The sequence below is a fragment of the Micromonospora sp. NPDC002389 genome, from assembly GCF_040296095.1.
Classification (GTDB): Bacteria; Actinomycetota; Actinomycetes; order Mycobacteriales; family Micromonosporaceae; genus Micromonospora.
In genome coordinates this window covers 143,466-156,618 of sequence record NZ_JBEOWP010000003.1, presented here as the reverse complement: position 1 = coordinate 156,618, position 13,153 = coordinate 143,466, and the positions used below count along the sequence as shown (strand labels likewise).

Below are 13,153 nucleotides of genomic sequence, written 5' to 3'. Positions count from 1 at the left end.
CCCACATGGCCGAGACGGCGACCCCTGCCGCGCAGGACGACACCCCGCAACCCGCCAGTACGCGCCGCGAACGCACCGGTTGGTACTTCTACGACTGGGCCAACTCGGCCTTCCAGACCACCGTCATCACGGTGTTCCTCGGGCCGTTCCTGACCAGCGTGGCCAAGATGGCGGCCGGCTGCCAGCTCGGCGCCGACGACTGCAGCGGGTACGTCTACCCGCTGGGCATCAAGGTGGCCGCCGGCTCGTACTACCCGTACCTGATCTCGCTGTCGGTGCTGCTGACCGTCTTCGTGCTGCCGGTGATCGGCGCGATCGCCGACCGCTCGCTGCACAAGAAGCGGCTGCTGGCCGCCACCGCGTTCACCGGCGCCGGCGCGACGATCGGGATGCTCTTCGTCACCGGTGACCGGTACCTGCTCGGCGGCGCGCTGTTCATGATCGCCAACATCAGCTTCGGTGCGGCGATCGTGGTCTACAACTCGTTCCTGCCGCAGTTGGGCGGGCCCGACGAGCGTGATGGCATCTCCAGTCGCGGCTGGGCGCTGGGCTACCTCGGCGGTGGCCTGCTGCTGGCGTTCAACCTGGTCGCGGTGCAGTCGTTCGACAACGGCACCCCGGAACGCACCCTCGACCTGGCCCGCTGGTCCATCGTCTCGGCGGGCGTGTGGTGGGCGGTGTTCACCCTGGTGCCGCTGCGCTGGCTGCGCGAGCGTCCCACCGCCGCCGCGGTCGCCGCCGGTCCCGGCGGCAACGTGCTCACCGACGGCTTCCGGCAACTCGGCCGCACCCTGCGGGAGATCAAGGCGTACCCGTTGACGCTGTTCTTCCTGCTGGCGTTCCTGGTCTACAACGACGGCATCCAGACCGTCATCACCCTGGCCAGTCAGTACGGCACCGAGGAACTGCGGCTGGACCAGAGCACCCTGATCGTGACGATCCTGCTGGTGCAGTTCCTGGCCTTCGGCGGCGCACTCGGCCTCGGTTGGCTGGCCGGACGGATCGGCGCGTGGAAGACCATCCTGCTGAGCCTGGTGCTGTGGACCGCGGTGATCCTCGGCGCGTTCCGCCTGCCGGCCGAGGCCCCGCTGCCGTTCATGGTGCTCGGCGCCGCCATCGGCCTGGTCCTCGGCGGCAGCCAGGCGTTGAGCCGGTCGCTGTTCAGCCAGCTCATCCCCGCCGGCAAGGAAGGCGAGTACTACGGCTTCTACGAGATCAGCGACAAGGGCACCAGTTGGTTGGGGCCGCTCGCGTTCGGTCTGGTGTTCCAGCTCACCAACTCCTACCGGGTGGGTCTGGTCTCCCTGCTGATCTTCTTCGTGGTCGGGTTCCTGTTGCTGCTGGCGGTGCCGATCCGGCGCGCGATCGTGGCCGCCGGCAACACACCGCCACGGGTGCTGTGAGGCACACCGGCGGGCCGTCGGTGGACCGGTGGGCGCCGTCGATCGGCTAGGCTGCCGGTCCGTGACGAGCGCCGCAGACCCCGTACCCACCTGCCTGGCCCGCCCCCGGATGGCGGGTCCGGGCGACCCCTCGGGTGGGTGCGTGGCCGCCCGTGGCGTCGACGGGCGGCCCGCGCACGCCGCCGCGCTGCGCTTCTACTGGGGCCCGATGGACTGCGGCAAGTCCACGATGGCGTTGCAGATGAACTACAACCACTCCCGGCAGGGCCGCCGTGGACTGGTCACCACCCGCATCGACCGGTCCCTCGGCCCGCAGGTCACCACCCGCATCGGTCTGGCGCACGAGGCGATCGAGGTGACCGACGGGCTCGACCTGCGCGCCCTGGTCCGCGACGCCTGGGCCGACGGGGTACGGGTGGACTACCTGATCTGCGACGAGGCCAGCTTCTACTCCGTCGAGCACGTCGAGCAGATGGCCGACCTGGTCGACAGCTACGACGTCGACGTGTACGCCTTCGGGCTGGCCACCGACTTCCGGTCCTGTCTGTTCCCGGCCGCCCAGCGGCTGTTCGAGCTGGCCGACTCGGTGGCCCGGATCCAGGTCGAGGTGCTCTGCTGGTGCGGCCGGGAGGGCCTGCTCAACGCCCGGGTCGCCGGCGGGCGGATCGTCCGCGAGGGCGAGCAGGTGGTCATCGGCGACACCGTCGACGACGCCGACGTGCGCTACCAGGTGCTGTGCCGACGCCACCACCGCAGCGGCGACCTCGGTCCGCGCGCCACCGCCTGGACCGAAGCCTGAACCACCTGCGTCGCCATGTCGGATAACGAAACGATCACTGCTGCGAACCTTTCCCGGGGGCCCGCCGCTTCTGGTGCGTGACGAGTTGCGCACACGGGCCGCACCGGCCCGCGGACCGGCGGGGGTACAGGACGGATGAGGTTCGCGTGGCGGCGTGCCCGGGGCACGAAGGGCCTGCTGCTCGCCGCGGCCGGAGCGGCACTGGTGGCGACGGTCGCGCTGACCGGCCTGGCCGCCTACAACCGGGACGTGGTCGACTCCGGCACCCGCAACGTGCTCGCCGAGGCCACCGCGGCGGAACGGTCGCTGCTGGTGCGGGCCTCCGCCGGGCGGACCGCCGACGCGCTGCGGGACCGCGACACCGCGCTCCGCGCCCAGGTCGACACCGACCTGGGCGGGTTGCCCGCGCAGGTCACCGCCGCCGGGTACGCGGCCGGACGGCAGTTGCGCGGCGACACCGGTGACGCCGTCGCCGACCGCACCGGCACCACGTACGCGTCGGTGATGTTCCTCGACGACCTGCCCGCGCACGCCCGGCTGGCCGCCGGCACCTGGCCGCAGGCAGGCGCGGAGCCGGTGCAGACCGCGCTCGCCGAGGCGGCGGCCCGGACGCTGCGGGTCGACGTCGGTGACCGCGTCCCGATCACCGACGGGCTCACCGGGCGGATCACCGAGGTGACCGTCACCGGGCTGTTCACGCCGCTGGACCCGGACGACGCGTACTGGCGGCTGGCACCGGAGACGGCCACCGGCGCGCTGCCGCAGTCGGCCACGTACGGGCCGATGACGGTGGCCCGCGAGGACTTCCTCACCCACTTCCTGCCCAACGCGTCCGCCGGCTGGCTCGTCGAACCCGACCTGACCGCGGTCGGCCCCACCGCACTGGACCGGTTGGCCGAGGCCGCCGGCCGGATCACCACCAGCACCCCGGCCGAGGCCGGGCTCGGCGAGTCGGCGATGGCCACCAGCGACCTGGCCACCCTGGTCCGCCGGCTGCAACAGGCCACCCTCGTCGGCCGGTCGGCGTTGGTCACCCCGATGCTGCTGGTGGTGGTGCTCGGCGGGTACGCGTTGCTGCTCGTCGCCGTGCTGCTCACCGAGCACCGCCGGGGTGAGACCGCGTTGCTGCGGGCCCGGGGTGCCGCCCGTCGGCAGTTGGCCGGGCTGACCGCCCGGGAGGCCACCCTGGTCGTGCTGCCCGCCGCGGTGCTCGCCCCGCTGCTCGCCGGGCAGGTGCTCGGGCTCGCCGGCCGCCTGCCGGGGCTCACCGCGGTGTCGCTGCGACCGGACGTGGTGCCCGACGCGACGGTCTGGCTGGTCGCCGGGGCGGCGGCGGCCGGTTGCGCGCTGGCGATGATCGGGCCGAGCCTGCGCCGAGGTGACAGCTACGTCGCCGACCTGGCCAGCCGCTCCCGGCCCAGCCGTCGCGGCATGGTGCAGCGCGCCGGCCTGGACGTGCTGCTGGTCGGGCTGGCCCTGCTCGCCTGGTACCAGCTCAGCCGCTACTCGTCCCCGCTGTCCCGGTCCCGGGGTGGTGACCTGGGGGTCGATCCGCTGCTGGCCGCCGCACCCACGCTCGGGGTCCTGGCCGGCGCGGTGCTGGCGCTGCGGCTGCTGCCGCCGCTGGTCCGGCTCGCCGAACGGTGGGTGGACCGCAAGCCGTGGACGGCCGTCATGCTCGGCACCTGGCAGGCCGGGCGACGACCGCACGCCGGACCGGTGCTGCTGCTGGCCCTCGCCGTGGCGGTCGGCACCCTCGCCTGGTCCCTGGCCGGCACCTCCCGGCGCTCGCTGGACGACCAGGCCGCGCATCTGGTCGGCGCGGACCTGCGCCTCACCGAGGTCAACGGCTCCGCCGCCGCCGACCGGGCCGACCAGCTCGCCGGGCTGCCGGGCGTGCAGGTGCCGCTGCCGGCCTGGCGCGACACGGTACGACTCGGTCCGGCCGCCGCACCGGCCACCATGCTGGCGGTCGACGCCGACGCCGCCGGCCCGGTGGTGCGACTGCGGGCCGACCTGGCCGGCGGCTCGACCACCGACCTGCTCGACACGCTCACCGCCGGCCGGGTCGAGGCGCCCGGCACGGTGCTGCCGGAGGGCACCCGGCGGCTCACCGGGCAGGTGAGTACCCGGATCGAGGACACCGAGACGAACTCCCCGGTACGCCACCACGTGGTGCTGCTCGACCCGCACGGCACGCACCGCAGGCTGGCGTTGGGCACCGGCGACCGGGACGGCACACCGCTGCGGTTCGCCGTCGACCTGCCGACCGGCCCCGGCCCGTGGCGGTTGGCCGGCTTCGCCACGGAGACCCTCGGGGCACCACGGACGGGCCTCGACTGGCGGTTGTCGAACCTGCGGGCCAGCCCGGACGACTCGGTCGGCACCCCGGTCGCGCTGACCGGGGACGGCGCGTGGCACCTGGTCGACCGCACCGGTGCAGCCGCCGGTGCGACCGCCTCCGACGCGGGGCTGACCGCCCGCTACTCGCGGGACGTGCCGGGCGGCTGGTTCGCCCGCAGTACCCCGCTGCAACTGGCCGTGACCCGCATCGCCGACCCGACCCGGGTGCCGGTGGTGGCCACCACGGCGGCCCTCGACGCGCTGCGCCTGGACGTGGGCGCGCAGACCCGGCTGTTCCTGGGCGGGGCCGAGGTCGACGTGGTGGTGGTCGACGTCGTGGCCGCGTTGCCCGGTGACGCCGAGGACGCCGCGCTGCTGGTCGACCTGCCCTCGTTGGGTGCCCGGCTCTTCCACGACCACGGGCTCGTCCGGTCGCCGCAGGAGTGGTGGCTGGCCGTGCGGCCCGGCGAGGCGGAGCGCGTGGCCGAGGCGGCCGGCGCGCTCGGCGGCCTGACCGTGTTGGCCCGCGAGGACGTCGCCGCCGAGCTGGCCCGGGACCCGTTCGGGGTGGGTGCGCGAGGTGCGCTGTTCGCCGCCGCGCTGGCTGCGGTGCTGCTGGCCGCCGTGGGCGTGGCCGTGGACGTCAGCGCCACCGCGCGACGCCGGGCCAGCGAGCTGGCGGTGCTGCACACCCTCGGCGCCGGTCAACGCCTGGTGGCCCGGTCGTTGCTGGCCGAGCAGTCGTTCCTCGCCGGGATGGGCGTACTGGTCGGCCTGCTGGTGGGTGTCGGGGTGGCCGCGACGATGGCACCGCTGGTGATCCTGACGCCGTCCGCCGAACGCCCGCACCCGCCACCGCTGCTGAGCGTCGACTGGCCCCCGGTGCTCGCCACCGGCGTGGGCCTGCTGGCCCTGGCCCTGGCGTTCAGCGCCGCCGCCTCCACCGGCATGCGCCGTCGTCTGACCGTCACAGATGGAGAGACCCGATGATCGGCCGGATCAGGGTGTACGCGGGTCAGGTGGGTCTGCTGGCGTTGCTGGGGTTGGTCGCGGCGCTGCTGGTGACCGCCGCGCCGAGACTCGCCGACGGGTACGCCGACCGGGGGCTGCGGGCCGACGTCGTGGACCTTCCGCACCTGGTCCGCGACATCTCCTTCGGCGTGGCGCGTCCCGCACCGGCCGAGGCCGGACGGGCCGAGCTGGACCGGTACGCCGCCGCGCTGCCGCAGCCGCTGCCCGCCCTGGTGGACCACCGGTGGTACGCCTCCTCGATCGCTCCGGCGGTGCTGCTGGCCAGCGGCGACGAGCCACCCATGGACGGCGGCGCGCGCAAGGAGTTCGGGGTACGCGCCCAGACCGGCGTCGAGGAGGCGGCCGAGGTGACCGCCGGACGGTGGCCGCGTACGCAGGCGGGCGGTCCGGCCGAGCTGGCGGTGTCGGTGGAGGTGGCCGAGACGCTGTCCCTGCGACCCGGCACCGACCTGCGGTTCGGGGGCGGGAACCGGCAGGCGTCGGTACGCGTCGTCGGGGTGTTCACACCACGGGACGCCACCGACCCGGTCTGGGACGACCTGCGGTCGGCGCTGAACCCGACCGTGCCGCTGCTCGACGGGGACCCGTACGTGGTGGCGGGCGTGACCGACTGGGCCGGCATGGACCGGATCTCGGCCGGTGCCGGGGTGCCGGCGGTGAGCGGCTGGCGGTACCGGCTCGACGAGCGGCGGCTGGACACCGCCGTGCTCGACGCGGTCACCGCGGCGGTGGCCGAGACCCGCCGCGCCGAGACGGTCCCGGGTGCGCTGGTGCAGACCTCGCTGGACGCCGCGCTGGTGCGCTTCGCCGACGAACTGCGGTCGGTCCGGGCGCTGCTGGCCGTCGTGCAGACCGGCTTGCTGGCCAGCCTGCTCGGGCTGATCGTGCTGGCGGCCCGGCTCGCGGTACGACGTCGACGGGCGGAACTCACGCTGCTGCGGGCCCGGGGGGCCTCGCTGGGCACGATCGGTCGCCGGTTGCTCGTCGAGGCGGTGCCCGTGCAGCCGCTCGCGGTGCTGCTGGGCGCTCTGGCCGGGGCGGCGGTGCCGGGCCGCTCGACCGGGGTGCCCTGGCCGGTGCCGGTGCTGGCGGTGCTCACCACCGTCGTGGTGCCGGTGCTGGCGGTGCTCGCCCACCGGCGGGTCGGTGTGGTCGCCGGCCGCGTGGACGTGGTGGCGCAGCGTCCGAGCGCGCGTCGGCTCACGCTCGAGGCGGGCGTGCTGGTGCTCGCCGGTCTCGGTGTGGTGCTGCTACGCCGCCGGGGCCTGGACGCGGCCGGCGGCGTCGACGCGTACCTGAGTGCGGTGCCGGTGCTGGTCGCGGTCGCCGCCGCGCTGGTGGCGATCCGGTTGCTGCCATGGCCGCTGCGGCTGGTCGGCCGGTTCGCCACCCGGGCCCGGGGCGCGATGCTGTTCCTCGGCGCGGCCCGCGTCGGCCGGGGCACGCCGGTGGCGTGGGGGCCGCTGGCGGTGCTGATCGTCGCGGTCAGCACCGGCGTGTTCGGTGGCGTGGTGACGACCACGGTGGCCGACGCCCGGGACCGGGCCGCCACGCTGAGCATCCCGGCCGACGCCTGGCTGACCGGGTACACCTTCGCCCCGGACGCCGCCGACGCGCTCGGCGCGGTGCCCGGGGTGCAGGCGCTGGCCCGGGTGTGGGTGGAGTCGAACCGGCGGCTGTTCTCCGACAGCGGTCCGGCAGCACGTCAGCTCGGCCAGGCCCGGGTGCTGGTGGTGGATGCTCCGGCGTTCGCCGAGGTGGTGGCGCGCAGCGGTGTGGACGTCGACGTGCCGGCCGCGTTGCGTGACGCGGCCCGTGGCGACGGGCCGGTGCCGGCGGTGGTGTCGCCCCGGGTGGCGGCGGAGGTCGGCGACGGTGCGGTGGCCGACGTGCAGAGTCGGCGGTACGCCTTCCAGGTCGCCGGGGTCGCCGACGCCTTCCCCGGGGTGGGGTTGGGCGTGGAGCGGTTCGTGGTGCTGCCGTGGCAGGCGCTACCCGAGTACGAGTACACCCCGATCGTGCCCAACCGGTACCTGCTCGCCACCGACGGCGTCGACGAGACGCGGTTGCTGGCGGTGGCCGACGAGGAACAGCGGCGGCGACAGGCCGACGTGCTCGGCAGGGAGGTGACCCGGGCCCAGGTGCCGGCGGCCCTGCAGACGCGGCAGGCGTACCGGGACGGGTTGGAGCGGACCGGGGCCAACGAGGTGTTGACCCTGGCGTTCACCGTGGGCGCGGCCGGTGGCACCGCGCTGGCGGTCCTCGCCGTCGGGTTCGCGGTGGTCGCCGACGCCGCCGGCCGGGGACGGACGCTGTCGCGGCTGCGCACCCTGGGTCTGTCGGCGGCGGGCGGTCGGCGGCTGCTGGTGTACGAGCTGGTGCCGCTGGTGGTGGTCGCGGCGCTGACCGGCGCGGCGGTGGGGGTGGCCCTGCCCCGACTGCTCGGTCCGACCCTGGGGCTGGCCGCGTTCGCTCCCGGGGTCCCCATCCGCGACCACCTGGATCCGCTGGTCGTGGGCGGGGTGCTGGCACTGGTGGTGCTCGGCCTGCTGGCCGGTCTGGTGGTGGAGAACCTGGTGAACCGGCGGATGCGCCTCGGCGAGGTGCTGCGCCTGGGAGAGGAGAACCCATGAGCGAGCGTCAGCGAGCGGATCATGGACCGATGTCTCATGGCGGCGCGCAGCGGAGCGGAGAGCCGGCATGACCCTGATGGAGGACGTACCGGATCTGGCGACGTTGCAGCAGCGGGCGGCGGAGCGTGCCGCCGCCCGCGCCGGTGGCGCCGAGCGGTTGCGTGGCCACATCGTCTGCGACGGCCTGGTGCGGATCTTCACCAGCGAGGGGGTGGAGGTCGTCGCGTTGCAGGGGCTCGACCTGGTCGTGGACCGGGGCGAGCTGGTGGCGATCGTGGGCGCCTCCGGGTCCGGCAAGTCCACGGTGCTCAACATCCTGTCCGGGCTGGACACGCCGACCGCCGGGATCGCCCGGGTCGCCGGCTACGACCTGTTGACCATGTCGGCCCGCAAACGGCTGCGCTACCGGCGGCACACCGTCGGGTTCGTGTGGCAGCAGACCAGCCGCAACCTGCTGCCGTACCTGTCGGCGCGGGAGAACGTCGCGCTGCCGATGCGGCTGGCCGGTCGGGGCGGCCGGGCCGGTCGGCGCCGCGCGGCGGAGCTGCTGGACATGGTCGGCGTCGGGTACTGCGCGGACCGCCGGCCGGGGCAGATGAGCGGTGGTGAGCAGCAGCGGTGCGCGGTCGCGGTGGCGGTCGCCAACGACCCGGAGGTCCTCTTCGCCGACGAGCCGACCGGTGAGCTGGACGAGGCGACGGCGGCGGAGGTGTTCGGGGCGCTGCGCACCATCAACGCCGAGCTGGGCGTCACGGTGGTGGTGGTCACGCACGACCCGCAGGTCGCCACGCAGGTCCGCCGGACCGTCGCGATCCGCGACGGACGCACCGCCTCGGAGGTGCACCGCACCGCGCGCATCGGCGCCGACGGCGTCGAGGAACTGGTCACCGAGGAGTACGCGGTGCTGGACCGGGCCGGGCGGATGCAGTTGCCCGCCGGGTTCGTCGACGCGTTGGCGCTCAAGGACCGGGTGAAGCTGACCCTGGAACCGGACCACGTGCAGGTCCGCGCAGGCGACGGGAGGGACGCGACGTGAGCGAGGACCTGGTACGGGTCGAGGGGCTGTGCCGCGACTACGGCAACGGCGACCGGGTCGTGCACGCGGTACGGGACGTGTCGTTGCGGGCCGGTCGCGGTGAGCTGGTCGCGGTGCGGGGCCGCTCGGGTGCCGGCAAGACCACGTTGCTGAATCTGATCGGCGGGCTGGACCGGCCCACGGCGGGCCGGGTGTGGGTGGCCGGTCGGGAGGTGACCGCCGCCGGTGAGCAGGAGTTGCTGCGGTTGCGCCGGGACACCGTCGGTTTCGTCTTCCAGTCCTTCGGGCTGATCCCGATCCTCTCCGCCGCCGAGAACGTCGGGGTGCCGATGCGGCTGGCGAAGACGCCGGCCGTGCAGCGCGAGGAACGGGTGTCGGTGCTGCTGGAACTGGTCGGGCTGGGCGGGCAGGCCGCGCAGCGCCCGTACGAGATGTCCGGTGGGCAGCAGCAGCGGGTGGCGATCGCCCGCGCGTTGGCCAACGATCCCGAGCTGCTGATCGCCGACGAACCCACCGGCCAGTTGGACTCGGAGACCGGCCGGGCGGTGATGGACCTGTTGCGGGCGCTGGTGCACGCGCGCGGGATGACCGCGCTGGTGGCCACGCACGACCCGACGCTGGTGGAGATGGCCGACCGGGTGCTGGTGCTGCGCGACGGCCGGCTGGTCGAGTCGGCCGATCCGGTCGGCGTGTGATCAGTACGGGTCGCCGCAGACCCGCCACCCGTCCTCCCGCACCACCGACAACTCACGCTGCTCGGTGGCGCCGCTGTCGCGGGTCAGCCGGACGGTGACCGTGCCGTGGGGCTTGCCCCGGTCGGTGGCCACCGACACGTCGACGATCTCGTAGTCGCGCACGATCGGCGGGGTGCGGACCCAACTGGTGAAGCCCAGCTCGCTCCACCGGCTGCGCGAGTCGGCGCAGAGCCGCTCGTACGCGCTGTCGGTGTCGCCCGTGGTCACCTCGCGCAGGAACCCCTCGGCGGTCTCCCGCACCGGGCCGGCGGCCTGGGTCACGACCTGCACGTTCCAGGCGCCGAGACCGGCGACGCCGATGCAGCACAGGGCCACGCCGGCGCCGGCGAAGACGAGCCCGACCCGCATCGGGTGGCGTCGCCGGGCCGGCCTGCTCCACGGCTGCGCCTCGCCCACACCATCCGACCGTAGAGAATCGGGCGCGTCGGCGGGCGGAAAGCCGTCCGGTGCCGGGTCAGTTGCGGCGGCGGGCCCGGGCGGCCCAGATGGCGTACGCGGGGTCGCGGTCGAGGTTGTGCCGGTCGCGGTCGTAGCGTCGGGTGGTACGCGGGTCGGCGTGCCCCATCGCGTCCTGCACGTCCTCCAGTGGTACGCCCTCGGCGCGGGCGGTGGTGGCGAACGCGTGCCGCAGCGAGTGCGGTGACAGTCGCGCCCAGGCCGGGATGCCCGCGTCCCGGGCGAGTCGCCGGATCAGCCGGAACACCGAGTGCCGGTCCAGTCGGGCGCCGCTGGCGGTGACCAGCAGTGCCCCGGTGAGCTGGTGCGCCGCCACGCCCTGCTCGGCGGCGCGCTGGGTCAGGTAGGCGTCCACCGCGTACGCGGTCGAGGGGGTGAGGGCCCGGCGGCGGGACTTGCCGCCCTTGCCGGTGAAGCGCACGCTGCGGTGTCCCCGTTCGGCGCCGAGGTCGGCGACGTCCAGGGAGACCAGTTCCCCGACCCGCAGGCCCAGGTCGGCCAGGAGGGTGACGGCGGCGCGGTTGCGGGCCGCGGTCGGCCCGGTGTCGGTCTCGGCGGCGGCGAGCAGCGCGTCCACCTCGTCGGGGGCCAGACCCACGGTGCCCGAGTGGTCGCGGTCGATCCGGGGCCGGTCGGCGTCGGAGACCGGGTTGGCGTGCACCGCCTGGAGCTTGACCAGGAAGTCGTACCAGCTGGACATGGCGGAGAGCTTGCGGGCCACGGTCGCCGGGGTCAGCGGCTTCCCGGTACGCGCGGCCAGGGTGTTCTCCAGTGTCCGCGCGTACTCGTTGACGTGCAGGAAGTTCGCCCGCAGCGGGTCCAGGTGGCGGGCGTCGCACCAGCTCAGCCACCCGGCGACGTCCCGCCGGTACGCGTCCCGGGTGTGCTCACTCAACCGCCGGTTGCGCAGCCACGCGTCGGTGACGGCCATCGGCCCCCCGGGCAGCGCAGGATGGGCCGGTGGGCGGTACAACGCCGGGGTGTCGGACGAACGCATGTGAAAAATGTTCTCAGTCGTGTTTCAGGTTGACGAACAGGCGCGCCGACGCGTCATGATCGCACACCGCCGTCCCGGACTGTCGCGGCACACGGCCGGTGCTCGGCCCCGTCCTCAGCACGTTCTTCGCCAGTTGACCTCAGTCCGTGGGTGCAAGCATCCGGTGGTGATTCGCACGCCGCCCGGTCTGCGCGCCCGAGATCACGCCGGGTGACGGGCGTCGTCGAGCCGAGCCACCCCGGGCGGTAGGGCGGGTTAGGGTGCTGCGATGGGTACACACACCGCTGCGGTCGAGGCGCTCAAGGCCGACCCGGCGACCGCCGGGCTGCGCCGGTCGCTGGAGGTCTACTACGGCGACCCCGGACGGGACGCGGCGATGGACGACTTCTACGCCCGCTTCGTCCGCCCCGGCGACCTGGTCTTCGACATCGGCTCCCACGTCGGCGACCACATCGGCAGCTTCCGCCGTCTCGGCGCCCGGGTCGTCGCGGTCGAGCCACAGCCGTTGTGCCTGCGGGCGCTGCGCACCATCTACGCCGACGACGACCAGGTCACCCTGGTCGAGGCGGCCTGCGGGGCGCAACCGGGCCGGATCGGTTTCCTGGTCAACTCCGCCAACCCGACCGTCTCCACCGCCTCCACCGACTTCGTCAGTGCGGCGGCCGGGGCCGGCGGCTGGGAGGGGCAGACCTGGGACGGCCGGATCGAGGTCCCGGTCACCACCGTGGACGCCCTCATCGCCGAGCACGGCACACCGGCCTTCGCCAAGATCGATGTGGAGGGCTTCGAGGACGCCGTGCTGGCCGGACTGAGCGCGACGCTGCCCGCGCTGTCGTTCGAGTTCACCACGATCGAACGCGACGTGGCGCTGCGCTGCCTGGACCGGCTGACCGCACTCGGCTTCGGCGGCTTCGACGTCGCGCTCGGCGACCACAAGGAGATGAAGCTCGGCCGCTGGACCACCGCCGAGGAGATGGCGGCGTACCTGACCGCGCTGCCGCACGAGGCCAACTCCGGCGACGTCTACTGCGTGCCATGAACCGCTTGGCCGCCAACATTCGCGACAGACCCGGAGCGCCGGCCGTCCGACCGGCGATGTCGTAGTCGCATCGTAACCTGACGTCGTGCTGTCCCAGATCACCGGCCTGTCCCGACATTTCACCGAGGACTCGCTGCGGGCGTACCTGCTGAGCCGCTCGACCCGCACCGACAACGGATGCCTCGTCGTCCGCGGCTACGGCACCCGGCGGGGCGTGTACCAGAAGCTGGCGGGCCGGGCCTGGGCACACATTGCGGCCTACGTGGTCTTCGTCGGCGATTACGACCCCACTCTCGAGATCCACCACGACTGTGCAGTGCCGGACTGCATCGAGCCGACGCACCTGCGCCAACTCAGCCACGCGGACAACTGCCGAGAACGCCGCCAGGCCCCGCTGTGCCGCAACGGGCACGAGCGGGAGATCGAGCCGGCGACCGGCCGCCTCCGACGAGTCTGCCGGACCTGCAACCGCGAGGCGCAGAAGCGCTGGCGCGAACGCCAGGCCGCCGAGGTCGCCGCAGCCCGCGCGACGTACCGGCCGACGCCCTCCTGACGCCCCGAGAGCCCTGACCAGGCGGCACGGTCCGTGGACGACACCAGCGTAAGTCCTTACGCATATTAACAGTCATTATGATGTGTCACCGCTTTGTCCGTTTTGTG

The 13,153-nt window shown here is 74.0% G+C and carries 10 protein-coding genes; 8 read left to right on the top strand and 2 right to left on the bottom strand.

Features of this window, described 5'->3' with window-relative positions; all coding sequences use genetic code 11:
* The first annotated feature begins 5 nt into the window (after positions 1-5).
* From ABT008_RS06845 to ABT008_RS06820, 6 genes are all read left to right on the top strand, one after another.
* Positions 6-1,403 (top strand): MFS transporter, encoded by a 1,398-nt coding sequence (locus ABT008_RS06845; protein WP_350694305.1) that lies wholly within the window; start codon positions 6-8, stop codon positions 1,401-1,403.
* Positions 1,404-1,512: 109 nt separating this feature from the next.
* On the top strand, positions 1,513-2,202 hold the full coding sequence (locus ABT008_RS06840; protein WP_350694929.1) for a thymidine kinase: 690 nt from the start codon (positions 1,513-1,515) through the stop codon (positions 2,200-2,202).
* Positions 2,203-2,337: 135 nt separating this feature from the next.
* The gene (locus tag ABT008_RS06835) at positions 2,338-5,535 is read left to right on the top strand and encodes an FtsX-like permease family protein (RefSeq protein WP_350694303.1); all 3,198 of its coding nucleotides are present in this window, start codon (positions 2,338-2,340) and stop codon (positions 5,533-5,535) included.
* Positions 5,532-8,210 (top strand): ABC transporter permease, encoded by a 2,679-nt coding sequence (locus ABT008_RS06830; protein ID WP_350694302.1) that lies wholly within the window; start codon positions 5,532-5,534, stop codon positions 8,208-8,210. The genes ABT008_RS06835 and ABT008_RS06830 overlap by 4 nt, the downstream gene beginning before the upstream one ends.
* Before the next feature lie 67 nt (positions 8,211-8,277).
* Positions 8,278-9,246: an ABC transporter ATP-binding protein gene (locus ABT008_RS06825; protein ID WP_350694300.1), complete on the top strand. Its 969-nt coding sequence runs from the start codon at positions 8,278-8,280 to the stop codon at positions 9,244-9,246.
* The gene (locus ABT008_RS06820; RefSeq protein ID WP_350694298.1) at positions 9,243-9,941 is read left to right on the top strand and encodes an ABC transporter ATP-binding protein; all 699 of its coding nucleotides are present in this window, start codon (positions 9,243-9,245) and stop codon (positions 9,939-9,941) included. The genes ABT008_RS06825 and ABT008_RS06820 overlap by 4 nt, the downstream gene beginning before the upstream one ends.
* Here ABT008_RS06820 and ABT008_RS06815 read toward each other — a convergent pair whose 3' ends face one another.
* Both ABT008_RS06815 and ABT008_RS06810 read right to left on the bottom strand, forming a co-directional pair.
* A complete protein-coding gene (locus tag ABT008_RS06815; protein WP_350694927.1) occupies positions 9,942-10,349 on the bottom strand; it encodes an Rv0361 family membrane protein in 408 nt (135 codons plus the stop codon). It abuts the gene before it with no gap.
* A 106-nt stretch (positions 10,350-10,455) separates the two neighbouring features.
* On the bottom strand, positions 10,456-11,454 hold the full coding sequence (locus ABT008_RS06810; RefSeq protein ID WP_350694297.1) for a tyrosine-type recombinase/integrase: 999 nt from the start codon (positions 11,452-11,454) through the stop codon (positions 10,456-10,458).
* A 268-nt stretch (positions 11,455-11,722) separates the two neighbouring features.
* Between ABT008_RS06810 and ABT008_RS06805 the strand changes: the two genes are divergently transcribed.
* The gene (locus ABT008_RS06805) at positions 11,723-12,493 is read left to right on the top strand and encodes an FkbM family methyltransferase (RefSeq protein ID WP_350694296.1); all 771 of its coding nucleotides are present in this window, start codon (positions 11,723-11,725) and stop codon (positions 12,491-12,493) included.
* An 85-nt stretch (positions 12,494-12,578) separates the two neighbouring features.
* Positions 12,579-13,046, top strand: a complete 468-nt coding sequence (locus ABT008_RS06800; protein ID WP_350694294.1) for an HNH endonuclease — start codon at positions 12,579-12,581, stop codon at positions 13,044-13,046.
* The last annotated feature ends 107 nt before the right edge of the window (positions 13,047-13,153 follow it).